21 protein-coding genes are annotated in these 25,828 nt (G+C 69.4%); 11 read left to right on the top strand and 10 right to left on the bottom strand.

Going from position 1 to position 25,828, the window contains the following annotated elements; genetic code table 11:
* Positions 1 to 26 precede the first annotated feature (26 nt).
* Together AQ619_RS00590 and AQ619_RS00585 are read right to left on the bottom strand one after the other, a co-directional pair.
* On the bottom strand, positions 27 to 1,097 hold the full coding sequence (locus AQ619_RS00590) for a serine hydrolase domain-containing protein (protein WP_062142808.1): 1,071 nt from the start codon (positions 1,095 to 1,097) through the stop codon (positions 27 to 29).
* On the bottom strand, positions 1,094 to 1,729 hold the full coding sequence (locus AQ619_RS00585; RefSeq protein ID WP_062142805.1) for a hypothetical protein: 636 nt from the start codon (positions 1,727 to 1,729) through the stop codon (positions 1,094 to 1,096). Before AQ619_RS00585 ends, AQ619_RS00590 begins: the two co-directional genes overlap by 4 nt.
* Positions 1,730 to 1,829: 100 nt before the next feature.
* On the opposite strand from AQ619_RS00585, the gene AQ619_RS00580 reads away from it, so the two are divergent.
* The 7 genes from AQ619_RS00580 to trxA all read left to right on the top strand — a co-directional run bounded on the left by AQ619_RS00580 (position 1,830) and on the right by trxA (position 11,952).
* Positions 1,830 to 2,672: a GNAT family N-acetyltransferase gene (locus tag AQ619_RS00580; protein WP_166504104.1), complete on the top strand. Its 843-nt coding sequence runs from the start codon at positions 1,830 to 1,832 to the stop codon at positions 2,670 to 2,672.
* A complete protein-coding gene (gene tsaE / locus AQ619_RS00575) occupies positions 2,669 to 3,115 on the top strand; it encodes a tRNA (adenosine(37)-N6)-threonylcarbamoyltransferase complex ATPase subunit type 1 TsaE (RefSeq protein WP_257720834.1) in 447 nt (148 codons plus the stop codon). Before AQ619_RS00580 ends, tsaE begins: the two co-directional genes overlap by 4 nt.
* Before the next feature lie 28 nt (positions 3,116 to 3,143).
* Positions 3,144 to 4,193, top strand: a complete 1,050-nt coding sequence (gene amgK, locus AQ619_RS00570; protein ID WP_062151081.1) for an N-acetylmuramate/N-acetylglucosamine kinase AmgK — start codon at positions 3,144 to 3,146, stop codon at positions 4,191 to 4,193.
* Positions 4,190 to 4,909: an N-acetylmuramate alpha-1-phosphate uridylyltransferase MurU gene (gene murU / locus AQ619_RS00565; RefSeq protein WP_062142802.1), complete on the top strand. Its 720-nt coding sequence runs from the start codon at positions 4,190 to 4,192 to the stop codon at positions 4,907 to 4,909. The genes amgK and murU overlap by 4 nt, the downstream gene beginning before the upstream one ends.
* Positions 4,906 to 7,875 carry a double-strand break repair protein AddB gene (addB, locus tag AQ619_RS00560; protein ID WP_062142799.1) on the top strand — a complete coding sequence of 990 codons (2,970 nt, stop codon included), beginning with the start codon at positions 4,906 to 4,908 and terminating at the stop codon, positions 7,873 to 7,875. Before murU ends, addB begins: the two co-directional genes overlap by 4 nt.
* Before the next feature lie 133 nt (positions 7,876 to 8,008).
* Positions 8,009 to 11,485 carry a double-strand break repair helicase AddA gene (gene addA / locus AQ619_RS00555; protein ID WP_062142796.1) on the top strand — a complete coding sequence of 1,159 codons (3,477 nt, stop codon included), beginning with the start codon at positions 8,009 to 8,011 and terminating at the stop codon, positions 11,483 to 11,485.
* Between the two features lie 131 nt (positions 11,486 to 11,616).
* On the top strand, positions 11,617 to 11,952 hold the full coding sequence (gene trxA, locus AQ619_RS00550; protein WP_062142793.1) for a thioredoxin: 336 nt from the start codon (positions 11,617 to 11,619) through the stop codon (positions 11,950 to 11,952).
* A gap of 68 nt (positions 11,953 to 12,020) precedes the next feature.
* Here trxA and AQ619_RS18940 read toward each other — a convergent pair whose 3' ends face one another.
* From AQ619_RS18940 to AQ619_RS00515, 8 genes are all read right to left on the bottom strand, one after another.
* Positions 12,021 to 12,131 (bottom strand): hypothetical protein, encoded by a 111-nt coding sequence (locus AQ619_RS18940; RefSeq protein ID WP_145686504.1) that lies wholly within the window; start codon positions 12,129 to 12,131, stop codon positions 12,021 to 12,023.
* 88 nt (positions 12,132 to 12,219) lie between these two features.
* Positions 12,220 to 12,738: a GNAT family N-acetyltransferase gene (locus tag AQ619_RS00545; protein ID WP_062142790.1), complete on the bottom strand. Its 519-nt coding sequence runs from the start codon at positions 12,736 to 12,738 to the stop codon at positions 12,220 to 12,222.
* A complete protein-coding gene (locus tag AQ619_RS00540; protein WP_062142787.1) occupies positions 12,735 to 14,048 on the bottom strand; it encodes a bifunctional folylpolyglutamate synthase/dihydrofolate synthase in 1,314 nt (437 codons plus the stop codon). Before AQ619_RS00540 ends, AQ619_RS00545 begins: the two co-directional genes overlap by 4 nt.
* A gap of 127 nt (positions 14,049 to 14,175) precedes the next feature.
* A complete protein-coding gene (locus tag AQ619_RS00535; RefSeq protein ID WP_062142784.1) occupies positions 14,176 to 15,099 on the bottom strand; it encodes an acetyl-CoA carboxylase carboxyltransferase subunit beta in 924 nt (307 codons plus the stop codon).
* A 4-nt stretch (positions 15,100 to 15,103) separates the two neighbouring features.
* Positions 15,104 to 15,940, bottom strand: a complete 837-nt coding sequence (trpA, locus tag AQ619_RS00530; RefSeq protein ID WP_062142781.1) for a tryptophan synthase subunit alpha — start codon at positions 15,938 to 15,940, stop codon at positions 15,104 to 15,106.
* A 12-nt stretch (positions 15,941 to 15,952) separates the two neighbouring features.
* Positions 15,953 to 17,173, bottom strand: coding sequence for a tryptophan synthase subunit beta (trpB, locus tag AQ619_RS00525; protein ID WP_166504103.1), 1,221 nt, complete (start codon positions 17,171 to 17,173; stop codon positions 15,953 to 15,955).
* Between the two features lie 25 nt (positions 17,174 to 17,198).
* Positions 17,199 to 17,843, bottom strand: a complete 645-nt coding sequence (locus AQ619_RS00520; RefSeq protein WP_062142775.1) for a phosphoribosylanthranilate isomerase — start codon at positions 17,841 to 17,843, stop codon at positions 17,199 to 17,201.
* A 735-nt stretch (positions 17,844 to 18,578) separates the two neighbouring features.
* Positions 18,579 to 20,852, bottom strand: a complete 2,274-nt coding sequence (locus AQ619_RS00515) for an NADP-dependent malic enzyme (RefSeq protein ID WP_062142772.1) — start codon at positions 20,850 to 20,852, stop codon at positions 18,579 to 18,581.
* A 225-nt stretch (positions 20,853 to 21,077) separates the two neighbouring features.
* Between AQ619_RS00515 and dapB the strand changes: the two genes are divergently transcribed.
* Genes dapB through AQ619_RS00495 form a run of 4 tightly spaced genes read left to right on the top strand, consistent with a single transcriptional unit; the run spans position 21,078 to position 25,767 of the window.
* Complete coding sequence (gene dapB, locus AQ619_RS00510) at positions 21,078 to 21,851, top strand: 4-hydroxy-tetrahydrodipicolinate reductase (protein WP_062142769.1); 774 nt, start codon at positions 21,078 to 21,080, stop codon at positions 21,849 to 21,851.
* Positions 21,852 to 21,909: 58 nt separating this feature from the next.
* Positions 21,910 to 25,182, top strand: a complete 3,273-nt coding sequence (locus AQ619_RS00505; RefSeq protein ID WP_166504102.1) for an intermembrane phospholipid transport protein YdbH family protein — start codon at positions 21,910 to 21,912, stop codon at positions 25,180 to 25,182.
* A gap of 35 nt (positions 25,183 to 25,217) precedes the next feature.
* On the top strand, positions 25,218 to 25,397 hold the full coding sequence (locus tag AQ619_RS00500) for a YnbE family lipoprotein (protein ID WP_062142766.1): 180 nt from the start codon (positions 25,218 to 25,220) through the stop codon (positions 25,395 to 25,397).
* A 13-nt stretch (positions 25,398 to 25,410) separates the two neighbouring features.
* The gene (locus AQ619_RS00495; RefSeq protein WP_062142763.1) at positions 25,411 to 25,767 is read left to right on the top strand and encodes a YdbL family probable chaperone protein; all 357 of its coding nucleotides are present in this window, start codon (positions 25,411 to 25,413) and stop codon (positions 25,765 to 25,767) included.
* Positions 25,768 to 25,828 lie beyond the last annotated feature (61 nt).

The raw sequence follows: 25,828 nt of genomic DNA, 5'->3' as shown, positions 1-25,828 counted from the left end.
AAGGCCGGCACCGCCTGCGGCCAGAGTCAGCGGCAAAAAGCTTCCGAGGCCATGACGAAGCTTGGTCCCGATCCCTGCCACAGTTCGCCGAATTCGAACCCGGCATCATCGGTAAAGACCACCAGGATCCGGCCAAGCGCCGGCGCGATGAGATTGCGCACCTGCACCCCGTCGACGGCCCCCCGGCGCTCGACCATCGCCACCTCGCCGGTACAGCCCTTGAGCGGCGCGCTGAAAGACCAGGCTCCCAGGGCCACATAGCCGATCGCCGGATCGCCGGTCCACATCACCGCCGTCGAGGCCGGACTCACCAGGCGTCGGGCCAGCAGCGCCTGGTCAAATCGCACGAGATCCTCCGGTGATCCGAGCAGGGCCCCGGCGGCACCAAAGGTGGCAAGATTGACCGGCGGCACGGACTGGCCATTGGCCCTGGCGATGATCGGTCGCTCCTGGGGCCTGGCCAGGCGCAGGGACGTCAGTTTGAGGGGCTGGGCAATCGCCTCGGCCAGGAGGCGGCCATAGGACTTGCCGGTCGCCGCCTCCAGCACCCCGGCCAGAACCAGGGTGTCGCAGTTGTTGTATTCAAACCGGGTCTCCGGCGGATTCTTGGCCGGGCTGGCGCAAAAGCCCATTGCATCGGCGTTCGACGCAGCCGCCCCGGCATCGCGGCGCAGGTAGAAGGCCGGGATCCCGCCCGTTTCCGGAGTCTCATCCGGGTTGGGCAGGCCACTGGTATGCCGTAGCAACTGGCGGACCGTCACGGCCCCGGTCGCGGCATTGGGAAAAGCCTTCCAGCGCGAGGTGACCGAATCGTCGAGCGAGAGCGCCTTCCGATCGACCTCGATCATGACCAGCGCCGCCGCCACCTGCTTGCTCACCGAGCCCCAGGGCCAGACAGGTGCCGCGCCATAGGCTCCGGCGCGTTCATCCGACAGGATGCGCTCCGTATCCGCCACCAGAACCCGGCCGGTCAGGGCGGGCCCGCCGGACGCTGCCAGAGCCGCCAGCGGCTTCGGTCCTGCCGGCTGGGCCTGGGCCGGTCCAATCCATGCCGTAGCGATGATCGCGCCGAGGGCGAGGGTCAGGCCACGCCTCATGCCCCCAGATCCTTGCGCAGGAAGCGATAGGTCTCGGGGCGCTCGCAGGCACAGGCCTGCATCTGGCCGTCGGGGGTCCACCAGACCATCAGCGGCCAGCCAAAGCTGACGCCGTTGGCCTTCAGCAGCGGGATCAGCTTGTCGACATTGGCCCGGCCGGCCTCGATGACCGCAGTCCGGGCGATGTCGCCGTCGGCCGGCTTGATCCCCGGGGCGGTCCAGACCTCGACGGGAGTCGCATCCCAACCTTCGGCAAGGCTCCAGCTACGGTTGACCCAAAGTTCGGCCACGGTGGCGCGCTCAACGGGCGTGGACTCGGCGGCACCGTTGCGATCGGCCCGGGCGATCTCGATCAGGCGCGTATCGACTCCGGCCTTGTGCAGTTTCGGAAACTCCCCGGCCTTGAAGCGTGCACAGTCCGGGCAGTTGCGGAAGCTGACCATGTAGAGCTTCGGGCCCGGCAGTCCCGGCGACACCCAGCCGGACTGCTCGAGGATCTGGGCGATCTCGGCCTGGTGACGGGTTATGGTCTTGGGCTGCCAGCGCAGTTCGAGGTTCCAGTAGGCAAAGGCCCCGAACCCGATCACGGCCAGCACGGCGGCGGCTGCAAGCCAGCGCATGAACGTCTTCATCGGTTCCTCCAGACACCGGTCCAGGCTCACAAGCTCAACCCTCAGGCGCAGCGCGTCAAATGTTCTGACAGGCGGGCCCGGCCAAGGCTAAGCTCGCCCCATGCTCAACGCGTCAGAGCCCCACATCGTCGACACCCTGATCGCCGAGCGCGCGCCGCGCCTGACGGCCTCGCCGCTCTGGCCATGGATCAGGCCCCCTCTATATGGCCTGTTGGGCTATGGCCGGGCCCGCCGGATGGCCGATTCCATCGCCCCCCTAGGCGGCCGCAGCGCGCTGGACCATGTCTCCGACCTGCTGGCCCTCAAGGTCGAGGTCCGGGGGCTGGAGCACCTGCCCGCCACCGGCAGGGTCATAGTCGTCGCCAACCATCCCACGGGGATCGCCGACGGGGTCGCGGTCTATGACGCCCTGAAGGCCGTGCGTCCGGACATCGTCTTCTACGCCAATGCCGACGCCCACCGGGTCTGCTCCAGGTTCGACGAGGTGTTGATTCCGGTCGAGTGGGTCGAGGCCAAGCGGACCCGCGACCGCCTGCGCCTGACCCTGTCCCAGACCCGTGAGGCCATGGAGGCCGAACGGGCCCTGATGATCTTCCCGGCCGGGCGACTGGCCGTGAGGGACGCCACGGGGCGGCTGAGCGATCCGCCCTGGGCGGCCTCGGCGGTGTCCATCGCCCGCAAACATGCCGCGCCGATCCTGCCGGTGCATGTGGCGGGCCCGTGGTCGACCCTGTTCCACCTGTTCGACCGCTATTCGCGGGAACTGCGCGACATCACCCTGTTCCACGAACTGCTCAACAAGCAGGGGCGCCCGTTCAGCCTCACCGTGGGCCGCCCGATCGATCCGGACGACCTGCCGACCGACTCGACGGCAGCCACGGTCCTCCTGAAACGCTATGTGGAAGAGGATCTGCAACCGCACCCCGAGAGTTCACCGACGTGACCCCCCGAGTCCTCCCTGACGAGGCTGCCACCCAGGCCCTGGGCATGGCCCTGGCCCGCATCCTGAAGGCCGGTGACGCCCTGTGCCTGACCGGTCCGCTGGGGGCTGGCAAGTCGACCCTTGCCCGGGCCCTGATCCGCGCCCTGACCACGCCGGACGAGGAGGTGCCCAGCCCGACCTTCACCCTGGTGCAGTTCTACGAGACGGCCGATTTCCCCCTGGCCCATTTCGACCTTTACCGCCTGAGCGATCCGGACGAGGCCTATGAGATCGGCCTCGACGAGGCGCTCGACAGCGGGGTTGCCCTGATTGAATGGCCCCAGAGGCTGGAAGGGCGTTTGCCCCTCAACCGGCTCGATATAGACATCGCCCTCGACGGCGACGCGCGACGCGTCACCCTCACCCGGCACGGCGGATTTGAAGGACGTACCCTTGAGTTCTGAGCGCGAGACGGCCAAGGCCGCGTTTCTGATGGCCCACGGCTATGGCGACGTCCGCCGCGAGAGCCTGGGGGGCGATGCCTCGACCCGCAGCTATGAACGCCTGCACCGGGAGGGTGGCCCCAGCTTCATCTTCATGGACCAGCCGCCGTCGGTCGAGACTGCGCCCTGCCCACCCGACGCCACGCCCGCCGAACGCACCACGCTCGGCTATAACGCCCTCGCCCGTCTGGCGGCGGGCCGGGTGGACGCCTTTGTCGCCTGCGCCGGCTGGCTGAACGCTCAGGGCCTGTCCGCGCCGAAGGTGCTGGCCGCCGACCCCTCCGCCGGTCTCGCTGTGCTGGAAGACCTGGGCGACGACCTCTATGCCCGCCTGATCGAGACCGGGACCGACGAGGCCCCGCTCTATGACACTGCCATAGACGGCCTTCTGGCCCTGCACGCCGCGCCGACCGCCAAGACGCTGGATTTTGACGGTTCGGCCTGGCCGCTGCTGACCTATGATGACCTGGCCCTGAAGACCGCCCATGACATCTTCGTCGAGTGGCAGCCCAAGTATCGCGACCTGGCGTTCGGCGCTGCCGCCCTGGCAGACTGGGAAGCGCTCTGGTCACCGATCCGCGCGATCGGCGAGGCCGGAGCCACGGTCTTCTGTCATCGCGACTATCACGCCGAGAACCTGATCTGGCTGCCTCAGCGCGAAGGTCCGGCGCGGGTCGGTATGCTCGACTTCCAGGACGCCGTTCTGGCGCATCCGGCCTGGGACCTGTCGATGCTGCTGCACGATGCGCGGCGCACCGTCTCGCCCGAGCGCGAGGCCGCGTGCCTCGACCGCTATCTGACCGCCCGTCCGGACCTCGATCGCACCGCCTTCATGGCCGACTATCACGCCCTGGGCGCGCTCAATATCGTCCGCATCCTCGGCATCTTCGCCCGACTGGTCACCCGCGACGGCAAGCCGCGCTATGCCGACTTCATTCCCCGGCTGTGGACCTATCTGGACGTCTGCTTCGCCAATCCCGCCCTCAAGGACCTCAAGGCCTGGTTCGACACCCACGTTCCGGCGGAAGCCCGCCGATGAGCACCGCCCCGAAGATCGCCATGGTCCTGGCCGCCGGTCTCGGCACCCGCATGCGCCCTCTGACGGACGACCGGCCCAAGGCCCTGGTCGAGGTCGGAGGCCGGGCCCTGATCGACCACATGCTGGATCGCCTGGTTGCGGCCGGAGTCGAGACCGCCGTGGTCAACGTCCACGCCTTTGCCGACCGGCTGGAGGCCCACCTGATGGCTCGTCAGGCCAGGGGTCTTGGGCCGCAGATCGTCATCTCGGACGAACGCCCGCAAGCGCTCGAGACCGGCGGCGGCATCAAGCAGGCCCTGCCCCTGCTGGGCGAAGGCCCCGTCTGGGTCGCCAATATCGATTCGGTCTGGATCGAGGAGGGCGTGCCGGCCCTGGAAGCGGTGGCCGAGGCCTGGGATGCCGGGACCATGGACGTCTGTCTGATGCTGGCACCGACGGCGGGCTCGCTAGGGTTCCACGACAGCGGTGACGTCTTCCTCGACGACGGGATGGTGCGGTTCAAGGGCTCGGGAGAGATGGCACCGCTGGTCTATGTCGGGGTACATATCTGCAAGCCGGCGATCACCTCCGACGGCCCCGACGGCCCCTTCTCCCTGACACCGATCTGGCGAGACCTGGCCGCTCGGGGACGCGTGCATGGCGTGGCGCCCGATGGCCTTTGGATGCATGTCGGCGATCCGGTCGCCCGTGACCTCGCCGAAGCCAGATTGGCATGACCGTGAGCGGCCCCTTCGGCCGAGAGGGGCCGCGCTGGTTCTCGATCCCGGCCCATCGCCCATTCGTCGACGATCTGGCCCGGGGCTTTCTCGCCGCACTGTCGCATCTGGGGCCCGAAGCCCTGCCGCGGGCCACCCTCTTGACCCCCACGCGACGCGGCGCGCGCGCCGTGGCCGATGCCCTGCTGGCCGCCAGTGACGGCAAGGCCCTGCTCCTGCCTCAGATCCGCCCCCTGGGCGACCTGGACGAGGGCGAGGCGCCGTTCGAGCCGGGCGATCTGGCCCTGGACCTGCCGCCCGCCATCTCATCGCGCCGCCGCAGGTTCGAACTGGCCCGGATCGTGGTCGATCATGCCGACCTCCTGAACTTTTCCCCCGGCGCATCACAGGCCCTGGAAATGGCCAAGGCCCTGTCCGACTTTCTCGACAGCTGCCGGATCGAGGAGATCGATACCGACGGCAAGCTCGACGGCCTGGCCGACGGCGATCTGGCCCAACACTGGCAGGTCTCGGCGAAGTTCCTGAAAGCCGTTCTCGCCGCCTGGCCTGCCCGCCTGACAGAGCTGGGCCTGATCGACGTCGCAGACCGCCGCGTGCTTCTGCTGCGGGCCCTGGCCAAACGCTGGACCGAGCATCCGCCGACCGAGGTCCTGGTCGCCGCCGGCTCGACGGGCACCGCCCCCGCCACCGCCGACCTGCTGCGCGTCGTCGCCGCCGCCCCGCTGGGTGCCGTGGTGCTTCCAGGTCTGGACGAAGACCTCGCCGAAAGCGCCTGGGACAAGGTCGGCGAGCAGCATCCGCAGGGGGCCATGCGCCGCCTGCTGGACCGGGCCGGCATCACCCGCGCCGATGTCCGGCCGTGGTTTCCACAGAGCGACAGCCGGGGCCGCTGGCGTCGCCGCATCGTCAATGAGGCCCTGCGTCCGGCCGAGGCCACGGCCGACTGGCTGGCCCAGATCGAAAGCCTGCGTGCCGAAGCCCCCGACCTCGACCCCGTCGCCGAGGGGCTGAAGGGCCTGTCGCTGATCTCGGCCCGCACCGAAGAGGAGGCCGCCAGCGCCTGCGCCTTGCTGTTGCGCGAAGCCCTCGAGGATCCGAACCGCACCGCCGCCCTCGTCACGCCCGACCAGACCCTGGCCCGCCGGGTCAATGCCCGTCTTCTGCGCTGGGGCGTCATCCCCGACAGCTCGGCCGGCGCACCCCTGGCCGCCAGCCCGGCCGCGATCCTGGCCCAGCACCTGGCCGGTCTGGTCGCTGACCCACTGGACCCCGTGCGCCTGCTGGCCCTGGCCAAGCATCCGCTGGTGCGATCAGAAGATGACCTGGAGGCCTCGACAACGCTGGAGCTGAAGGGCCTGCGCGGCCCCGCTCCGCGCTCGGCCGGGGCCCTGCTGGCGAAGCTGGCGGAACACCCGACCGCGCAAGCTCTGGCCCAGCGCCTGCTCGCCGCCGTCGACCACGCCGCTGCGCTCTATGTCGATGGGCTGGCACCACCCGCCAAAGCGGCCCTCGCCCTGACCGAAGCCCTCGAGGCCTTGACCGGCCCCGACCGCCTGTGGGTCGGCCAGGCCGGCGAGAGTCTGGGATCCCTGCTCTCGGCCCTGATCGAGGACGGGGTTGTCCTGCCTGAAGCGAGTCCCCGAGCCTTCGCCGACATCCTCGACCGGCTGGTCAATGAGGAGACCCTGCGTGTGGGCGGCGCCACCCATCCGCGTCTGCGCATCCTGGGGGCCATCGAGGCCCGCCTGGTCCGCGCCGACCGGCTGGTGCTGGCCGGGCTGGAGGAAGGCATCTGGCCGCAGGGCGCGCCGATCGATCCGTTCCTGTCGCGGCCCATGCGCGAAAAGCTGGGCCTGCCGCCGCCCGAGCGCCGGGTCGGCCTGACCGCCCACGATTTCGCCCAGGCCGCCAGTGCGCCCGACGTCATCCTGGTCCACTGCGAGCGACGCGGCGGCGCCCCCGCCGTCGAGTCCCGCTGGCTGTGGCGGCTGAAGACCCTGGCCGGCGGCGCGGGCCTGAAACTGCCGCAGCGCCAGGACGCCCTGGACTGGGCCCGCGCCCTCGACGCACCGGGAGCCTATCAGCCTTACCCCCGCCCGGCCCCAACGCCGCCGGTTGCCGACCGCCCCCGCCGGATGGCCGTCACCCGCGTCGAGGCCCTGACCCGCGACCCCTATGCCGTCTGGGCCCGCGACATCCTCAAGCTCTATCCGCTGGAGCGTCCCGACGAGCCGGTCGAGGCCCGGGCCCGCGGCACCGCTATCCATACGGCGTTCGAGAAATTCGCTGAGCAGCATCCGGGACCGGTCCCCGCCGACGCCTCCGCCATCTTCGAAGCGCTCTATATGAGCGAGCTGGTCGCCGCCGGCATGCCGGCGACGGCCCTGGCCCGTGAGCGGGCGCTTGCCAAGGAGGCGGCCGCCTGGGTCGCCGACTGGGAGCGTGACCGGCGGGCGCGGGCCGAAAAGATCATCGTCGAAGCCGAGGGCCGCCTGACCTTCCCGATCAACGGCCGGGACTTCACCCTGACCGCCAAGGCTGACCGCATCGAGCCCACCGCCGATGGCCTGGCCCACATCCTCGACTACAAGACCGGCGCGGCGCCGTCGAAGAAGCAGGTCGAGACCGGCTTCTCGCCGCAGCTGACCCTGACGGCGGCGATCCTGCTGAACGGCGGCTTTCCGGATCTGCCCGGTCGCAAGCCCGGCGACCTGACCTATGTCCGCGTCACCGGCCGCAAACCGGCGGGGCTGGAAGAGGTGCGGGTCACCAGTGCCGACAGCGAGCACGCCGCCGTCCAGGCGCTGGACGGCCTGCGCACCCTGATCACGCGCTATGACGATCCGGCCCAGCCCTATCGCTCACGCACCGCGCCGCAGTTCGTCAAGGACCACCCCGGCGACTACGCCCACCTGGCGCGGGTGTTCGAATGGTCGACCAGCGGCGATGACGGGGAGGGTGAATGAGGAACGCTGAACAGATCCTCCCCCTCTGGGGGAGGTGGCCCAGAGGGCCGGAGGGGGCCAGCGCGGCCAACCTCCGGCTTGCCACCTCCGTCGCCTCCGGCGACACCTCCCCCAGAGGGGGAGGATCTTCGTTATGACCGGCCTTCCCGACCCCCAGCGCATCGCCGCAGATCCAGCCATCTCGGCCTTCGTCACCGCCAATGCCGGATCGGGCAAGACCAAGACCCTGATCGACCGGGTTGCACGGCTGTTGCTGGCCGGGTCGACGCCCGAGGCTATCCTGTGCGTGACCTACACCAAGGCCGCGGCCGCCGAGATGCAACGACGGTTGTTCGAGCGTCTGGGCGGCTGGTCGGTGACCGCCGACGGTCCGCTGCGCGCCGAGCTGTCCAAACTGGTCGGCGAGCCGGAGGCGACGTTTGACGCCGGCGCGCTGTCCAGGGCCCGCGCCCTGTTCGCCCGCGCCCTGGAAACGCCGGGCGGCCTGAAGATCCAGACCATCCACGCCTTCTGCGAAAAGCTGCTGCGGCGGTTTCCGCTGGAGGCCGGGGTGTCGCCGGGCTTTGTGGTGATGGACGACTCGGCCGGGGCCGCCGTGGCCCGCGCCGCCCGCCGCACGGTGGCGACCTATGTCGACACCCACGACGACGCCTTCGCCGAGGCCTATGCCCGGTTTTCGGTGGCCCTGGACTTCGCGGCCTTCGAGTCGATGTTCGGCACGTTCGAGATCCGGCGGGGAGACATCATTGGGTATTTCGCCAAGCATGGCGGCGCCGATGGGGCGATTGGTAACGTATGGAAGGTTTGCGGATTCGATGGTCCGACCGCTCCCGAGTCCGTTGCAGACGAAGCGATGGCCGATCTTGATCTGGTCGTGTGGCGTGAGGTGGCTGAGGTCCTGATCAGCTCAGGCGGTAAGACTGACACGAAGTGCGGCGACCAATTAGCGGGCGTTGCCCGTGATCCTGACGCCACTCTGGAACTGGCCTTAGGTGCACTATTCACCGAAGGCGGGTCGGGCACACCCGCGACTTGGCCAGCCAAAACTTCTGGCTTAAAGGCCCGGTCCGACCTCCGAGAGGCGCTACTATTCGAGCAGGAGAAGCTTGGGATCGCTCGAGAGCGGGTCCGGGCCGCTCGAGTGGCTCAAGACACCGCCTACGCGCTGCTTTTGGCGTCGCGGTACATTTTAGATCACAGAGCGGAGAAGGCCTCGCGCGGCGCGCTGGACTTCGTCGATCTGATCGAGGCCGCCAAGGTGCTGCTGACCGAGAAGGTCGATGCGGCCTGGGTGCTCTACAAGCTGGACGGCGGGGTCGATCACATCCTGCTGGACGAAGCCCAGGACACTGCCCCCGACCAGTGGGCGATCCTGCGGGCCCTGACCGCCGACTTCTTTGCCGGGGCGGGCGCGGGCGGCTGGCGCAGGAGCCGCGACGTGCGGACCCTGTTCGTGGTCGGAGACGAGAAGCAGTCGATCTATTCTTTCCAGGGGGCCGATCCACAGCGACTGCTGAGCGAAACCCAGACCTATATCGCCCGGATCGAGGCGGTGGGTCAGGTCGGCATGGGCGTGCCCCTGACCATGTCCTACCGCTCGACCCGCGAAGTGCTGAGCTTCGTCGATGCCCTGTTTTCCGACCCGGCCACCCGCGAGGGCGTGCCACCCCCGGCCGGCGACGATGTGGTCACCCACCAGCCCTTCCGCACCGACGGACCCGGCTGTGTCGACCTGTGGCCCCTGACCCGCGAAAGGCCCGGCGAGGAGCGCGACGCTTGGGAGGCACCGCTCGACGCCGAGGCCGAGCACAGCGCCAACCGCCGTCTGGCCGAGGCCATGGCCGCCGAGATCAAGGGCATTCTCGATCGCGGCGACGAGGTGCACGACAAGGAGACGGGAAAGCGCCGCGCCGCCCACGCCGGCGACATCCTGATCCTGGTCCGCCGCCGCAAGGTGCTGTTCGAGGAGATCATCCGCGCGCTGAAGCGGCGCAATGTGCCGGTGGCCGGGGCCGACCGCCTGTCGCTGTCGGCCCATATTGCCTTCGACGACCTGCTGGCCCTGGGCCGCTTCGTGCTGTTCCCCGAAGACGACCTGACCCTGGCGGCCCTGCTCAAGAGCCCGTTCTGCGGTCTGGCCGACGAGGACGTCTATGCCCTGGCCAGGGGCCGGAAGGCGACCCTGTGGTCGGTGCTGTCGGCGCGGGCCGACGAGAACCCGCGCTGGACCGCCGCCCGCGACCTGCTGGCCTGGGCCCTGGTCGAGGGCCGCAGGCGCCAGCCGTTCGAGTTCTTCGCCACCCTGCTGGGCAAGGTCGACGCCGCCGGCCTGTCCAATCGCGCTAAGGTGCTGACCCGCCTGGGCGGCGAGGCCGACGAAGCGCTGGACGAGTTCCTGGCCCAGGTGATGGCCGCCGAGCAGCGCAATATCCGCGACCTGGAAGCCCTGGTCGCCGACTTCGCGGCCCTGGACATCATCGTCAAGCGCGAGATGGAAGGCGCCCGCCGCGAGGTGCGGGTGATGACCGCTCACGGCTCCAAGGGCCTGGAGGCGCCGATCGTCTTCCTGCCCGAGACCACGGTGAAACGCGGTGCCGGCGGTTCACCGCTGCTGGCGACGGCTGAGGGCGGTGTCCTCTGGTCGACCGGCAAGAGCGCCGACTGCGCCGCCTCGACCAGCGCCCGCGACCTGCGCGACAAGAAGGAAGCCGAAGAGGCCCTGCGTCTTTATTACGTGGCCCTGACCCGGGCGCGGGACAGACTGATCCTGTGCGGCCGCATCGACGCCCGCACCAGGGACGAGAATGTCGGGGGCTGGTACGCGGCGGCCAGGGCGGCCTTCGCCCACCCCGACATCGCGCCCGAGGTCCGCGAGATCGGCGATCCCGATTCGCCGACCCTGCGCTATGGACCCGATCCCAGGACCCAGCCAAGGGAAGCCCTGGCCGAGGCCATGAAAATGCCCCTGCCCGGCTGGGCGCAAGGTCTGGCCACGCCGGAACCCGCCACCGCGCGCTACGCCGCGCCCTCGCGGATCGAGGACGAGGCCGACAGCCGCGCCCCGGCCCCCTCGCCCCTGGCCAAGGTCGAGGGACTGGGCCGCTATCGGCGCGGCGAGATCATCCACCGCCTGCTGCAGATCCTGCCCGATGTGGCCCCGGCCGAGCGCCGCGCGGCCGGACAACGCCTGCTGGCCGCCGAGCGCGATCTGGCTGACGACCAGCGTGCCGAAATGGCTGCCGCCGCCTTCGGGGTGCTGGAGGATGAGCGCTTCGCCGCGGTGTTCGGGCCCGGTTCGCGCGCCGAGGTAGCCCTGGCCGGGACCAGCGCCCGGCTGCCCAAGGGCCTGGCAATCTCGGGCCGGGTCGACCGGCTGGTGGTGACCGACACGCGGGTTCTGGTCGTCGACTACAAGACCAACCGTCCGGCCCCCGCCAGTATCGAACAGGCCGATCCCGCCTATCTGGCCCAGATGGCGGTCTATGTCGCCGTGCTGGGCGAGGTCTTTCCGGACCGCCCCGTGGAAGCGGCCCTCGTCTGGACCGACGGTCCCAAACTGATGCCGGTTCCAGAAAAGGTGATCGCCGACGCCCTGCGGCGGATCGGCTAACCCGTTGCCGGGAGAGCGGCCGCCTCCTACATCTTGAGGAAGGGCTCGCGACCGACTCGCGGGCATTGTTGTTTTCGCGCCTTCCTTGCCCGGAATCGGGAGGGGATCCGCGCCCAGATGGAGCAGACCCCATGAGCACCGTGACGGTGACTGACGAAACCTTCGAACGCGACGTGCTGCAGGCTGAAGGGCCGGTGCTCGTCGATTTCTGGGCCGAATGGTGCGGTCCCTGCAAACAGATCGCCCCGGCCCTGGAGCAGATCTCCGAAGAGCTCGCCGACCACGTGGTGGTGGCCAAGGTCAATATCGAGGACAGCCCCACGACCCCGTCGCGCTACGGCGTGCGCGGCATTCCGACCATGATGCTGTTCCGCGGCGGCCAGATGACCTCGATGAAGGTCGGGGCCATGCCCAAGCAGAAGATCCTGGAATGGCTGAACGAAGCCGGCGTCCAGCAACCCGCCTGAGCCGACCTGTCGAATTCGAAATCCAGCCGCCCATCCCGCCTCGCGGGGTGGGCGGTTTGGTTTCAGGCCTACTTCTTGGCGGGCGTGACGATGAACGGCGAGACCGAGACCGGGGCGGCCTTCTTGTCGGCCTTGGGTTTGCGCACTTCCTTGTTGGACTTCTTCTGACCCTTGGCCATCGGCGGCTCCTGCCAGGACGGGCGCGCCGGCCGGGGATGTCCAGCGGGCCGTGCCGCCCTATCGGCGTGGACGAGCCTTACGCCCGTCTCAGGCCGGCGGGTAGCGCAATTCCCGCATCAGATAGGTCACCGTCTTGGTCCCACCGTGAATGGCGGCGGTTCCGACCGGCACGAAACCGAGCTCTGCATGGAAGGCATCGGAGGCCGGATTGGGCGGATCAGCATTGACCTCGCAGACAATCCGCTCGTGCCCGGCCGCCTGGGCCGCGGTGAACAGGTCCTTGTAGAGCCGCCGCGCCAGACCCCGCCCCCGGGCTTCTTCCGCCACAACGATGCGGTCGACATAGACGAAACGCGGATAGCGCTCGCGGAACCACAGAAAGTTGGGGCTGTCATAGTCGGCGGCCTGGTCGAAGGTCAGCAGCAGGGCCTCGGCCTGGCCGATCCGCCAGGCGACGAACGCCTGGTCCACAAGATCCGACAGTCGCCCGGGCTCCAGCCAGGACAGTTCCCGCGCATGGGCATTGTTGAGCGCCAGGAGCGCCCCGGCCAGGGCCGGCGAGCCCGAGAGGGCTGCCGGGGTCACGGCGGTCGGCAAGCCGCTCATTGCGGCCAGGTCTCCTCGCTCATCGCCAGCACCTCGCCGGCCAGATAGAGCGAACCGCAGATCAGGACATGCGGGACCGGCGACAGGGCCAGGGCCTTGGCCAGGGCGTCCTGCAGAGTCTCGCAGGCATGGGCCCGCAATCCGGCCAGTTCGGCGGCGGCGGCGGTCTGGGCGGCCGGCGCGGCGGCCGTTGCCGCGAAGCTCACCGCATAGACCTCGGCTTTCAGCGGCGCGAAGGGACTGAAGAAGCCGGTGGCATCCTTGTTGGCCAGCAGGGCCGAGATCAGCACCACGGGCCGGCCGTCGCGGGCTACCAGATCGCCCAGAGCCCGGGCCACGGCCTGACCGGCATGGGGATTGTGCCCGCCGTCGAGCCACAGGTCCGCGCCGGCCGCCCGGGCCTGAACGGCCAGGGGTCCGGCGGTCAGGCGCTGGAAGCGCGCCGGCCAGACCGCCCCGGCGATCCCGGCGGCCATGGCGGCCTCGTCGATCCGCGGATCGGCCAAGGCCAGCAGCCCCGCGACAGCCAGACCGGCATTGGCGAACTGGTGATCGCCGGGCAGGGACGGCGCGGGCAGGTCGAGCAGGCGGTCCGGCATCTGCACCAGCAGGCGGCCGCGCTCGTTCCAGGCGTCGAACTCGCGGCCCATCATCACCGGCTCGATCCCGGCCAGGGCGGCGGCGGTGTCGATGACATCCTCGGCCTCCTGCCACTGGCGCGCCGAGACCACCGGGGCCCCCGGCTTGATGATGCCCGCCTTCTCGGCGGCGATCTGGCCGATGGTGTCGCCGAGGAACTCACGGTGATCGAGGTCGATAGGGGCGATGACGCTGACGGCCGGGGTCACGACATTGGTCGCATCCAGCACCCCGCCCAGCCCGACCTCGACGATGCACAGGTCGGCGGGGGTGTCGGCGAAGGCAACCAGGGCGGCGGCCGTGGTGATCTCGAAGAAGGTGATCGGCAGGCCGGCATTGGCCGCCTCGACCCGCTCCAGCACCTCGGCAAGGTGGTCGTCGGTGATCAGGGTCCCGGCCAGACGAATGCGTTCGGCGAAGCGGACCAGATGCGGCGAGGTGAAGACATGGACCTTCAGGCCGGCCGCCTCGGCCATGGCCCTCAGATAGGCGACCGTCGAGCCCTTGCCGTTGGTGCCGGCCACATGGATCACCGGCGGCAGGCGGTCCTGCGGCTGGCCCAGGGCCGCGCACTGCCGCCACATCCGGTCCAGGGACAGGTCGATCAGCTTGGGATGCAGGGCCTGAAGTCGCGCCAGGGCGGCGTCGTGGACTCGGAGGTGGTCAGTCATTTCAAGATCCTCCCCCTCTGGGGGAGGGGGACCCCGAAGGGGTGGAGTGGGCTAACGGGATGGCGGCCGAGCTTCCCCCCTCAGTCGCTCCGCGACAGCTCCCCCAGAGGGGGAGCATCCAGCAAACTCAGGCCGCCTTGCGACGCCCCATCATCAGGGTGGTCAGGATCGAGCCCAGCACGGCCGGCAGCTCCTTGCGCGGGGTGACGCGGTCGACCATGCCCTTTTCCACGAGATATTCCGAACGCTGGAAGCCCGGCGGCAGGGTCTCGCGGATGGTCTGCTCGATGACGCGCGGACCGGCGAAGCCAATCAGGGCCCCCGGCTCGGCTAGGTGAACATCGCCGAGCATGGCATAGGAGGCCGTCACGCCGCCGGTGGTCGGGTCGGTGAGGACCACCACATAGGGCAGGGCCGCGTCCTTCAGTTCATTGATGGCCAGGGTCGTGCGGGCCATCTGCATCAGGGACAGGGCCCCTTCCTGCATCCGGGCCCCACCGGCGGCGGTGTAGACCACCAGCGGAAGCTCGCGTTCCAGGGCGGCGCGGGCGGCGGCGACGAAGCCTTCACCGGCGGCCATGCCCAGCGAACCGCCCATGAAGGCGAAGTCCTGGACCAGCACTACGGCCGGCGCACCGCCGACCAGGCCATGGGCGATGGCCATGGCATCGGGCTCTCCGGTTGCCTTGCGGGCCGCAATCAGGCGGTCCTTGTAGGGCTTGCCGTCCGAGAAATGCAGCGGGTCCTCGGGCACGGCCGGGGTCGGCAGGGTCTCATAGACGCCGTCGTCGAAGGTGAACTTGAAGCGGGCCTCGGGCCCTATCCGCATGTGGCGTCCGGCCGGAGTCACCCACAGGGCGGCTTCCAGATCGGACCGGAAGATCATCTCGCCGGTATCGGGACACTTGACCCAGAGGTTCTCGGGCGTCTCGCGCTTGGCAAAGGCCCCGCGCACGCCGGGGGCGATGCGCGACAGCCAGCCGCCGCGACGGCCTTCCGCCGCCGATTTCTTGTCGCCCTTTTTCGGGTCCTGGGGTTCAGCCATAGCCATAGCCTTAAAGCCTCACTTCGTGCCCGACGCGCGCAGAACGTACAGCCTTAGCCAGCTCCGACGCCTTGAGAAGGACCTTCTCAGTCACATTTTCGTTCAACTGGGCCGCCGATTCGATTTCATCCACAAGCGCCGATCCGACAACCGCCGCATCGGCGACCCGGGCGACGGCCGCGGCCTGGTCCGGGGTGCGGATGCCGAAGCCGACCGCGACCGGCAGGCCCGAGGCCTTGCGCAGCCGTTCGACGGCCGGGGCGACATCGGCGGCGTCCGCGGACTTGACCCCGGTGACGCCGGCGACCGAGACATAATAGACGAAGCCCGAGGTGCGGCGGACCACCATGGGCAGGCGCGCATCATCGGTGGTCGGGGCAGCCAGGCGGATCAGGGCGATGCCCTCGGCCTCAAGCGCGTCCGACAGCGGGTCAGCCTCTTCCGGCGGGCAGTCGACGATGATCAGGCCATCGACCCCGGCCTTGGCCGCAGCGACGGCAAAGCTTTCAAAGCCCCGGTTCAGGACCGGATTGAGATAGCCCATCAGGATGACCGGGGTGTCGCTGTCGCCTTCGCGGAAGGCGGCGACCAGGTCGAGCGTACCCTGCAGGGTCATGCCGGACTTCAGGCCGCGCTGGGCGGCGCGTTGGATGGTCGGGCCTTCGGCCATCGGATCGGAGAAGGGAAAGCCCAGCTCGATCAGGTCGGCACCGGCACCGGGCAGGCCCTTGAGCACGGACAGGGTCGTGGCGGCATCGGGATCGCCGGCCATGATGTAGGTCACGAAACCGGCGCGGTTCTCGGCCTTCAGCGCCGCGAAGCGACGGTCGATACGGTCTTTGGTCACGCTGGATAGGTCCTAGATCTTGCGCCCGAGGGCCTCGGCCACCGTGAAGATGTCCTTGTCGCCGCGACCGCAGAGATTCATCACCACGATCTTGCCCTTGCCCAGCTCCTGGGCGATCTCGCCGACCCGGGCCAGGGCGTGGGCCGGTTCCAGGGCCGGGATGATGCCTTCGAGGGTCGAGCACAGCTGGAAGGCCGCCAGGGCCTCCTCGTCGGTGGTCGAGACATATTCGGCCCGGCCGATCTCGTGCAGGAACGAGTGCTCGGGGCCGATGCCCGGATAGTCGAGGCCGGCCGAGATCGAGTGGGCGTCGATGATCTGGCCGTCGTCGTCCTGCAGCAGATAGGTGCGATTGCCATGCAGCACGCCGGGGCGGCCGCCGGTCAGGGAGGCGGCGTGCTTGTCGGTGGAGACGCCGTGGCCGGCCGCCTCGACGCCGATCAGGCGCACGCTGTCGTCGTTCAGGAACGGATGGAAAAGGCCGATGGCGTTGGAGCCGCCACCGATACAGGCGACGACGGCGTCGGGGAGACGGCCTTCCATCTCCAGCATCTGGGCGCGGGCCTCGATGCCGATCACGCTCTGGAAGTCACGAACCATGACCGGATAGGGGTGCGGGCCGGCGGCGGTGCCGATCAGGTAATAGGTGTCATGCACATTGGTGACCCAGTCGCGCATGGCCTCGTTCATGGCATCCTTCAGGGTGCCGGTGCCCGAGGTCACCGGGCGCACCTCGGCCCCCAGCAGGTTCATGCGGAAGACATTGGGCTTCTGACGTTCGACGTCGGTGGCACCCATATAGACCACGCAGGGCAGGCCGAAGCGGGCGCAGACGGTGGCCGTGGCCACGCCGTGCTGACCGGCCCCGGTCTCGGCGATGATCCGGGTCTTGCCCATGCGCATGGCCAGCAGGATCTGGCCCAGGGCGTTGTTGATCTTGTGCGAGCCGGTGTGGTTCAGCTCGTCGCGCTTGAAATAGATCTTGGCCCCGCCGAAGTGCTCGGTCAGACGCTCGGCGAAATAGAGCGGGCTGGGCCGGCCGGCATAGTGGGTGTTGAAGCTCTTCAGCTCCTCCTGGAACTTGGGGTCGGCCTTGGCCTCGGCATAGGCCTTGCCCAGGTCGAGCACCAGCGGCATCAGGGTCTCGGCCACATAGCGGCCGCCAAAGCCGCCGAAGCGGCCTTCCGCGTCGGGATAGGCCGAATAGTCGTTGGGCTTTGAGGGGGCGTTCACGAGATCATCCAAAGGCTGGGCAGAGCTACAGGCGTTTGACGGCATCGAGGAACGCCGTGATCAGAGCCGGGTCCTTTAGGCCGGGACCGCGCTCCACGCCAGAGGAAACGTCCACCAGCGGGGCCCCCGACACCCGGATCGCGTCGGCCACGTTCCACGGATCCAGCCCTCCGGCCAGGAAATGCGGGCGAGAAAATCGCCGGCCGTCCAGCAGGGTCCAGTCGAACCTTGCGCCGGTTCCGCCCGGCAGGGCCGATCCTTCCACTGGACGGGCATCGAACAGAAACTGCTCGGTGACCGGCTCGAAGGCCCGGGCCTGATCGACGTCGGAGGCCGACGAGACCGAAAAGGCCTTGATCACCCCGGCCCCGGACCGCTCGGCGATCTGGCGCACCCGGGCCGGCGTCTCCTTGCCGTGCACCTGGATCAGGTCGGGCTTCATCGTCGCCATCAGGCGGTCGATCAGGACATCGTCGGGATCGACCGTGACCGCCACGGTCCGCACCCCCTGGCCCCGGATCGGCTCGACCAGCCGGCCGGCTGCCTCCGGCGTCAGGTTGCGCGGGCTTTTGGCGAAGAACACAAAACCCAGATAGGCCGCCCCGCCCTCGACGGCGGCACTGACCGCCTCCGGTGTCGAAAGGCCACAGATCTTGGCGCGGATACTCATGGGCCGGAGTTACGTGCGCGGCAGTCCGGACGCAAGAGGCGCGAGGTCGCCGCTTCACGCGATCGCTCGCTGAAGGGATGGAAAGGGTCGCGGAGCGTCCGGACCACGTCCGGATGAGAGATGGAGATTACCGTTTCGACGAAGCCGTGCGCTCCGCGTGGTCGTTTTCCGTCCGCGTCCCGCCAGGTGGCCCTGTTGAGGCCTTACCGGGACCCGGATCCCGCCGTTTCCGGCGCGCTCCGGCGGTCGAAGAGGACGGGCTTACAGCCAGACACGCCCTTTTGCCTTCAACCACGCCGACGGCGGGCGGGCCTGGCCAGCAACCAGGTCCCCGGACACGCTTCAGTATCCCCCTGAAGCCCAGTCCCGCTCGATCACCCCCCGCCGCCGCAACGGTCGCTGGCCTTGCGCCCTTTCCTCGCGACGAGGTGGGTACAGAATACGGTAGGTTTCAGCGCGTCGGATAAGTTTGCTGAATGCCCGTGTGGGTCCCCGTTCCTTCGACCCTCTCCCAGAGGGAGAGGGTTGTTAGTCCCCGCGCCGATCCGGGGATGGCGCGATCGCTATCCCCGCACTTGCCCCCTACGGGTCGCTGCGCGACCGTCTTCCCCCGGAGGGGGAAGATGAAGGGCGGCGATCTCATCTTCCCCCCCGCAGGGGGGAGGACGACCTGCGAAGCAGGTCAGGAGGGGGCCGGCGGCGGTGGCCGGATGCACACCCGGCCAAACGAACCCCCTACCCCTCGGCCCCCTCATAGGCCGCCATCATCGCCATGTTCAGGATCCGGGACACCGACGCTGACAGCGGCGTGATCTGCACCGAACGGCTCAGGCCCAGCAGCACCGGCCCGATCACCGTCGCCCCGCCCAGCGACTGCACAAGCTTGGTCGAGATCGAGGCGGCGTGGATGGCCGGCATGATCAGGATATTGGCGCTGTCGGTCAGGCGCATGAACGGGTAGTTCGCCCGCTTTTCCGGGTCCAGCGCCAGTTCGGGCGGCATTTCGCCCTCATATTCGAAGTCGACATCCATCTCGTCGAGCATGGCCACCGCCTCGCGGACCTTTTCCGAGCGCAGGCCCATCGGATTGCCGAAGGTGGAATAGCTCATGAAGGCGACGCGCGGCTTGAAGCCCAGGCGGGTGACGGCGCGGGCCGCCTCGCAGGCGATCTCGACCAGTTCCTCGGCCTCGGGCAGCTCGGTGACATTGGTGTCGGCCACAAAGATGGTGCGGCCCTTGGCCAGGACCACCGACATGCCCATGATCCGGCCGCCGGGGGCGGGATCGACCACGCGCAGCACATCCTCCAGGGCCTGGTCGAAGCTGCGGGTGACGCCGGTGACCATGCCGTCGGCCTCGCCATGGATGACCATCGAGGCGGCGAAGCTGTTGCGGTCCTGGTTGATCAGGCGCTGGACGTCGCGCTTCAGATAGCCGTTGCGCTGCAGGCGCTGGTACAGGGCCTCGACATAGTCGGGATTGCGGTCCGACAGGCGGGCATTGATGATCTCGAGGCCGGCGGTATCGGGATCGAGGCCGACGACGCGCATGTTCTCGGCGACCAGGTTTTCGCGCCCGCAGAGGATGGCCTTGCCATAGCCGCCGGTCTGGTAGGCATAGGCGGCGCGGATCACCGACGGGTCCTCGCCCTCGGCAAAGACGATGCGCTTGGGATTGGCCAGCACGGCCCCGGCGATCTTCTGCAGGAAGCCGGCCGTCGGATCCAGGCGCTGGGCGAGGCTGGCGCGATAGGCGTCCATGTCCTCGATCGGCTTGCGGGCCACGCCGGTGTCCATCGCCGCCTGGGCGACGAAGGGCGGCACATACCAGATCAGGCGCGGGTCGAAGGCCGAGGGGATGATGTATTGCGGGCCGAACTTCAGCTGGCGGCCGTGATAGGCGGCGGCCACCTCATCCGGCACGTCCTCGCGGGCCAGCATGGCCAGGGCATTGGCGCAGGCGATCTTCATCTCGTGATTGACGCGGCGGGCCCGCACATCGAGGGCCCCGCGGAAGATGTAGGGGAAGCCGAGGACGTTATTGACCTGGTTGGGATAGTCGCTGCGGCCGGTGCCCATGATCGCGTCGCTGCGGACGGCGTGGACCTCTTCCGGCGTGATCTCCGGATCGGGATTGGCCATGGCGAAGATCACCGGATTGGGGGCCATGCTGGCGATCATCTCGGGGGTGAAGGCCCCCTTGGCCGAGAGGCCCAGCAGGACGTCCGCGCCCTTGACCGCCTCGGCCAGGGTACGCTTGTCGGTGTCGACCGCGTGGGCGCTCTTCCACTGGTTCATGCCCTCGGTGCGGCCGCGATAGAGCACGCCCTTGGAATCGACGGCGATGACGTTCTCGGCCCTCACGCCCATGGCCTTGATCAGTTCCATCGAGGCGATGCCGGCCGCGCCCGGACCGTTGAGCACGACCTTGACGTCCTCCAGCCGCTTGCCGGTGATGTGGCAGGCATTGATCAGGCCGGCGGCGCAGATGATCGCCGTGCCGTGCTGATCGTCATGGAACACCGGGATGTCGAGCAGCTCCTGCAGCTCGGTCTCGATGCGGAAACATTCGGGGCTCTTGATGTCCTCCAGATTGATGCCGCCGAAGGTGACGCCGATATTTTTGACCACCGTGATGATCTCGTCGGCGTCCTTGGTGGTGATCTCGATATCGATCGAGTCGACGTCACCGAAGCGCTTGAAGAGGACGCTCTTGCCCTCCATCACCGGCTTGGAGGCCAGGGCCCCGAGGTCGCCGAGGCCGAGGATGGCGGTGCCGTTGGAGATCACGGCGACCAGATTGCCCTTGGAGGTATATTCATAGGCCATGTCCGGATCGGCGGCGATGGCATGGACCGGAACGGCGACGCCTGGCGAATAGGCCAGGGACAGGTCGCGCTGGGTGGCCATCGGCTTGGTCGGGACGATGGCGATCTTGCCGGGGGTCGGGTAGCGGTGGAAGGCCAGCGCTTCAGCGTCGGTGAAGGTCTTCTTCTCGGTGTCGCTCATAACCCGCGTTTCCGTCCTGCATGACAGTGGAGGGGACGAGCCGGTCGATGCGGAGCGCCCTTATGTGACGACACCGTAGCGGCGGGATTCCGGCCTCACAACCTGCCGTGCGGGATAAAAACGGGCGCAAACGCTTGTTGGGCTTGGCCTTCCGGCCGGCCAGGCCCGTGTCGCGACGTCGATCCGCGATTGACCGGGGCCCGCAGAATGGGTGACTAGGCACTCATGACCAAGCCCGTGAACATCGCCATTGCCGGGGCCCTGGGCCGCATGGGCCAGGCCGTCGCCAGAACCCTGGACGGCCACGCCCTGGCCCGTGCCGTGGCCCGCTTCGACCGTCCCGAGGCGACCGGCGAGGACCTGGTGACGCGCGACGTCGCCCTCGAGGCCGCCCAGGCGGTGATCGACTTCACCCTGCCCGAGGCCTCGGTGCTGCTGGCCGAGGCCTGTGCGGCGCGCGGCGGACCGGCCGTGGTGATCGGCTCGACCGGCTTTACCCCCGACCAGATCGCCCGCATCGACGTGGCAGCGACCAAGATCGCCATCGTCCGCTCGGGCAACTATTCTCTGGGCGTCAACATGCTGATGGGCCTGGTGAAACAGGCTGCCGCAGCCCTGCCGGCCAGCGAGTGGGACATCGAGGTCTTCGAGGCCCATCACAAGCGCAAGATCGACGCCCCCTCGGGCACGGCCCTGATGCTGGGCCAGGCCGCCGCCGAGGGCCGCGGGGTCGATCTGGAGGCGGTGTCCGACCGGGGCCGCGACGGCGTCACCGGGCCCCGCACCGAAGGCGACATCGGCTTTTCGGTCGTGCGCGGCGGCGGCATCATCGGCGAGCACAGCGTGCTCTTCGCCGGCGAGGAAGAGGTCCTGACCCTGTCGCACTCGGCCTCTGACCGCGGCCTGTTTGCCCGCGGGGCCGTGGCCGCGGCGGTCTGGGCCGTCAGCCAGCCGCCCGGACACTATGACATGCAGGATGTTCTGGGCTTTCGTCGCTAGGCTCGGCCCTCTAGACAGGAACCAGAGCCGGGGGGGCTTGCATTCAGACCAGGACCTGATGGCCGAGCCGACGACCCAACCTGCCCCCTCTAGCCCGGACGGGCCACCGCCCCTGCCGGGGCGGCGGCGCTCTGCGTGGTGGGTCGAGGCCGGGCTTGAGGCCGTTTCGCTGTCGATGCTGGGCGTGATCGCCGTCGGCCTGCTGATCCATGGCGGCCGGCGCGAGATCAGTCGCGACCTGGCCCAGAGCTGGCTGCGGACCCACGGTGTCGACGCCGTGATCACGGTCGACGACCTCGACGCCAGCGGTTTTACGGGCTCGGTGCGGCTGGGGCCCCGTAACGATCCCAGCTTCACGGCCGAGCGGATCGAGGTCGCCTATGACCTGCGCGCGCCCTGGATGGCCGGGGCGAAACTGGGCAGCGGCCTTGCCCTTGAAACCCGCGCTTTGCGCCTGGTTCGGCCGCGCCTGAAGGCCAGGCTGACCGATCGGGGTCTCGACCTTGGCCCGCTGCAGCCCCTGGTCAACGACCTGCTGAAGGCCCCGCGCCGGTCCGGGCCCGGCGGGCCCGCCATCCTGGTCGAGAATGCCCGCCTCGACCTGCGCACACCCGGCGGCCTGGTCCGCCTGACCGGCGATGCCAGCCTCGACAACGGCCAGCTTCTGCGCCTCGACGGACGGCTGGGTCGCGCGCGCTATGTCACCGACCAGCTGCTGGTCGAGGCGCGCGGCGCCCTGCTGACGGCCCGCAAGCGCGGCGACCGCCTGGCCCTCACCGCCCGCTTCGACCTCGACGCCCTGGTCGCCGAGACGGTCGAACTGGAAGACGCCCAGGGCCAGATCGACGCCGAAATCGCCTATCCCGACCTGACGACCCGCTCGGCCAGGGGCCCGGCAGAACTGCGCGCCATGATCAAGGCCGGCTCGACCCGGACGGCCGCGATCCGCAGCGACAGGGCGGCGGCCAGCCTGGCCCTGATCGGCACCCTGGACGGGTCCCTGACCCAGCCCCGTTTCAGCGGCCGGATGGTCGGCGAGGCCCATGGCCAGGCCCTGCAGGCCCCCGGTCTGGAGGCCCGCGAGATCGGCCTCGGCCTCGATTTTGATCAGGTGGTGGCCGAGCGCCTGGACGGGAGGATCGCCGCCCGGGGCCGTGGCCAGGTCCAGGCCGAGGCCGGACAGGCCCTGGCCGGCGGCATCGCCCTGAGGGAGGCGGCGGGGCAGCTGCAGCTGTCCGACCTGAGCCTGGCCGCCGAGCCGGACGGGCTGCGGGCCAGCGGCCCCCTGGCCCTGCAGTTGGGGGCCAGCCGCGCGGCCCGCGGCAGCCTGGCCCTCACCAGCCTGGTGGTCGAGGCCCGGGGACGGACCGATGGCCTCCTGCGCAGACCGGACCTGAACCTGACCGGGTCGGCGGAGGCCGATAGCGGCCTGTCCCGGCCCGACGCCGAACGCCTGGCCGGTGCCCTGCCTGATCCCGCCGATGCCCGCGCCGCCACCCAGGCCCTGCAGACCTTCGCGCTCAAGGCCCCGGGCCTGAGCCTGACCCTGGGCGACGGCCGCACCCGTCTTGGCCTGAGCCGGCCGATCAGCCTGAACGCCGCGCCGGGCGTTCGGGCCAGCCTCGCCGCGCCCCGGGGTCCGCTGCTGGACGCGGCAGACGGCCGGATGCACGGCAACCTGGTCGCCAGCCTGTCCGGCGGCGGCCTGCCCAGCCTGGACCTTGAGGTGCCGGACTGGCGCTGGGACGGCCTTGTCCTGAGCGCCCCCCTCGCCCTGGCCGGCGACCAGTTCGATATCGCGCCCCTCCAAGGCCTGGCCGGACGGGTCGAGGGCCTGGCCAAGGTTTCGGGGTCGCGCGCTACCTTCACCCTGGCCCGTTGCCAGCCCCTGACCGCCGTGCGCCTGCGCATGGGGGATACGCCGCTGTCGCACCCCGGCGCGACCCTCTGTCCCGGGTCCGGGCCCCTACTCACCGTGGAGGGCGGTCTCTGGACCACCGCCGCCCGCTTCAGCGACCTGACCGTCTCGCTGGACGAGGCCCAGGCGGCCGTCGAGGGCGGGGCCGGCAGCCTGAGCGCCGACAATGCCGGCGGACCGATGCGCGCCGAGGTTCGCCTGGATCAGGGCACATTGCGCGATGTCGCCGAAGGCCGGCGGTTCAATCCGATCCGGACCACCGGTCGCCTCGCCCTGTCGAACGGCCTGTGGACCGGCGGCCTCGACGCCGCCACCCCCCTCGGCCAGCCCCTGGGCCGAATCACCCTGCGCCACGACGTCGCCCAGGCGCGAGGCCGGGCCGAGCTCGATGCCTCCAGACTGGCCTTCCAGCCGGACGGCCTGCAACCCGGCGAACTGTCGCCGCTGGCCGCCGGGGCAAGACAGGCCACCGGTCCCGCCAGCCTGACCGGCCTGTTCGTCTGGGACGCCGACGGCATGCGGAGCTCGGGACGGCTTTCGGTCGGCCCGCTCGACTTCACCAGCCCGATCGGCGTCGTGGCCGACCTGCAGGGCAAGATCGACTTCACCAGCCTGGCGCCCCTGGTCAGTGCGCCCGACCAGAGGCTGAGGGTCAGCCGGATCGACGCCTTCGTGCCGCTGGACGGGTTCGCCGCCGCCTTCCGCCTCGGGTCCGAGGCGCTGCAGATCGACTCGGCCGTGTTCGAGGCCGCCAAGGGCCGGGTCTCGATCGAGCCGACCGAGGTCTCCCTGGAGCCGGGCCGGCCGATCCGGGGGGTGATTGTCGTCCAGCACATGGATCTGGGCGAACTGATCGCCGCCTCGTCCCTGGTCGAGAAGATCCAGCTCGACGCGGTCGTTGACGGTCGCTTGCCGTTCGAGCTCGGCCCCAAGGGTTTTCGCCTGCTTGAGGGCCGGATCACCGCCATCCAGCCCGGCCGCCTGGCCCTGTCGCGCGCAGCCCTGAGCGGGGTTCAGGCCGGGGTCCAGGCCCCGGGCGGCGACAGTCCCGGCGCGCCCGCCCCGGCCGCAGCCCCCGTCAATGCCATTCAGGACTTCGCCTATCAGGCCATGGAGAACCTGTCGTTCACGACCCTGGAGGCCAGCGTCAACAGCACCGACCAGGGGCGGCTGGCGATCCTGTTCCACATCAAGGGCGAGCACGATCCCAAGGTCGCTGAAAAGGCCCGGATCGGATTGCTGGACCTTTTGCGCGGCAAGGCGTTCAACAAGCGCATCGCCCTGCCGGCCAGGACGCCCGTCGACCTGACCCTCGACACCTCGCTGAATCTCGATGACCTGCTGGCGGCCTGGCGACGCGCCTACCGGGGTGAAGACCCAAACGAGACCCGTTCAGACCCGGTTCAGCCATGACCGGTCACCGTCCACCCGAACTTGGAGACACCCGCATGAAGAAGCGCGCCCTGCTATTGGGCCTGATCGCGACAGGGGCGCTGGCCGCCTGCACGCCGACGATCCGCGTCAAGGTCGACCCGATCAATATCTACGCCAAGCTGGACGCCGACGTCCGGGTGCGCCTGGACAAGGAAGTCCAGAGCCTGATCCAGCAAAACCCCAACCTGTTCTAGGACTGGACCCGAGATGATGCGCAAGACACTGACGGTTCTGGCCCTGGGCCTGACCCTGTCCGCTCTGGGCACAGGCGCCGTCCTGGCCCAGTCCTCCGCCGCCAAGGCCACTGTTGACGCCGCCAAGGCGGCCGGCGTGGTGGGTGAACAGGCCGACGGCTATCTCGGTATCGTGGCCGGGGGCGACGACGCCCTGCGCGCCTCGGTCGCCGAGATCAATATCGGCCGTGCCGCCGCCTACAAGGAGATCGCCGCCCGCACCGGCGTGACCCCCGAAGCCGCTGGCCAGGCCACCGCCAAGCAACTCTACAGCCGCCTGGCCCCGGGCTACTACTGGAAGCCGCTCGACGGCGGCTGGATGAAAAAGTAGCGATTGAGAAAGCTCCTCCCCCTCAGGGGGAGGTGTCGCCAAAGGCGACGGAGGGGGCCAG

Source organism: Caulobacter henricii, from assembly GCF_001414055.1.
Lineage (GTDB): Bacteria > Pseudomonadota > Alphaproteobacteria > Caulobacterales > Caulobacteraceae > Caulobacter > Caulobacter henricii.
This window is presented reverse-complemented; position numbering and strand designations above follow the sequence as displayed.

What these genes read in the sequence shown, in the direction of transcription:
- AQ619_RS00590 (WP_062142808.1), bottom strand. Translation starts at nt 1,097, where the DNA reads ATGAGGCGTGGCCTGACCCTCGCCCTCGGCGCGATCATCGCTACGGCA.
- AQ619_RS00585 (WP_062142805.1), bottom strand. Translation starts at nt 1,729, where the DNA reads ATGAAGACGTTCATGCGCTGGCTTGCAGCCGCCGCCGTGCTGGCCGTG.
- AQ619_RS00580 (WP_166504104.1), top strand. Translation starts at nt 1,830, where the DNA reads ATGCTCAACGCGTCAGAGCCCCACATCGTCGACACCCTGATCGCCGAG.
- amgK (WP_062151081.1), top strand. Translation starts at nt 3,144, where the DNA reads ATGGCCCACGGCTATGGCGACGTCCGCCGCGAGAGCCTGGGGGGCGAT.
- murU (WP_062142802.1), top strand. Translation starts at nt 4,190, where the DNA reads ATGAGCACCGCCCCGAAGATCGCCATGGTCCTGGCCGCCGGTCTCGGC.
- addB (WP_062142799.1), top strand. Translation starts at nt 4,906, where the DNA reads ATGACCGTGAGCGGCCCCTTCGGCCGAGAGGGGCCGCGCTGGTTCTCG.
- addA (WP_062142796.1), top strand. Translation starts at nt 8,009, where the DNA reads ATGACCGGCCTTCCCGACCCCCAGCGCATCGCCGCAGATCCAGCCATC.
- trxA (WP_062142793.1), top strand. Translation starts at nt 11,617, where the DNA reads ATGAGCACCGTGACGGTGACTGACGAAACCTTCGAACGCGACGTGCTG.
- AQ619_RS18940 (WP_145686504.1), bottom strand. Translation starts at nt 12,131, where the DNA reads ATGGCCAAGGGTCAGAAGAAGTCCAACAAGGAAGTGCGCAAACCCAAG.
- AQ619_RS00545 (WP_062142790.1), bottom strand. Translation starts at nt 12,738, where the DNA reads ATGAGCGGCTTGCCGACCGCCGTGACCCCGGCAGCCCTCTCGGGCTCG.
- AQ619_RS00540 (WP_062142787.1), bottom strand. Translation starts at nt 14,048, where the DNA reads ATGACTGACCACCTCCGAGTCCACGACGCCGCCCTGGCGCGACTTCAG.
- AQ619_RS00535 (WP_062142784.1), bottom strand. Translation starts at nt 15,099, where the DNA reads ATGGCTATGGCTGAACCCCAGGACCCGAAAAAGGGCGACAAGAAATCG.
- AQ619_RS00520 (WP_062142775.1), bottom strand. Translation starts at nt 17,843, where the DNA reads ATGAGTATCCGCGCCAAGATCTGTGGCCTTTCGACACCGGAGGCGGTC.
- AQ619_RS00515 (WP_062142772.1), bottom strand. Translation starts at nt 20,852, where the DNA reads ATGAGCGACACCGAGAAGAAGACCTTCACCGACGCTGAAGCGCTGGCC.
- dapB (WP_062142769.1), top strand. Translation starts at nt 21,078, where the DNA reads ATGACCAAGCCCGTGAACATCGCCATTGCCGGGGCCCTGGGCCGCATG.
- AQ619_RS00505 (WP_166504102.1), top strand. Translation starts at nt 21,910, where the DNA reads ATGGCCGAGCCGACGACCCAACCTGCCCCCTCTAGCCCGGACGGGCCA.
- AQ619_RS00500 (WP_062142766.1), top strand. Translation starts at nt 25,218, where the DNA reads ATGAAGAAGCGCGCCCTGCTATTGGGCCTGATCGCGACAGGGGCGCTG.
- AQ619_RS00495 (WP_062142763.1), top strand. Translation starts at nt 25,411, where the DNA reads ATGATGCGCAAGACACTGACGGTTCTGGCCCTGGGCCTGACCCTGTCC.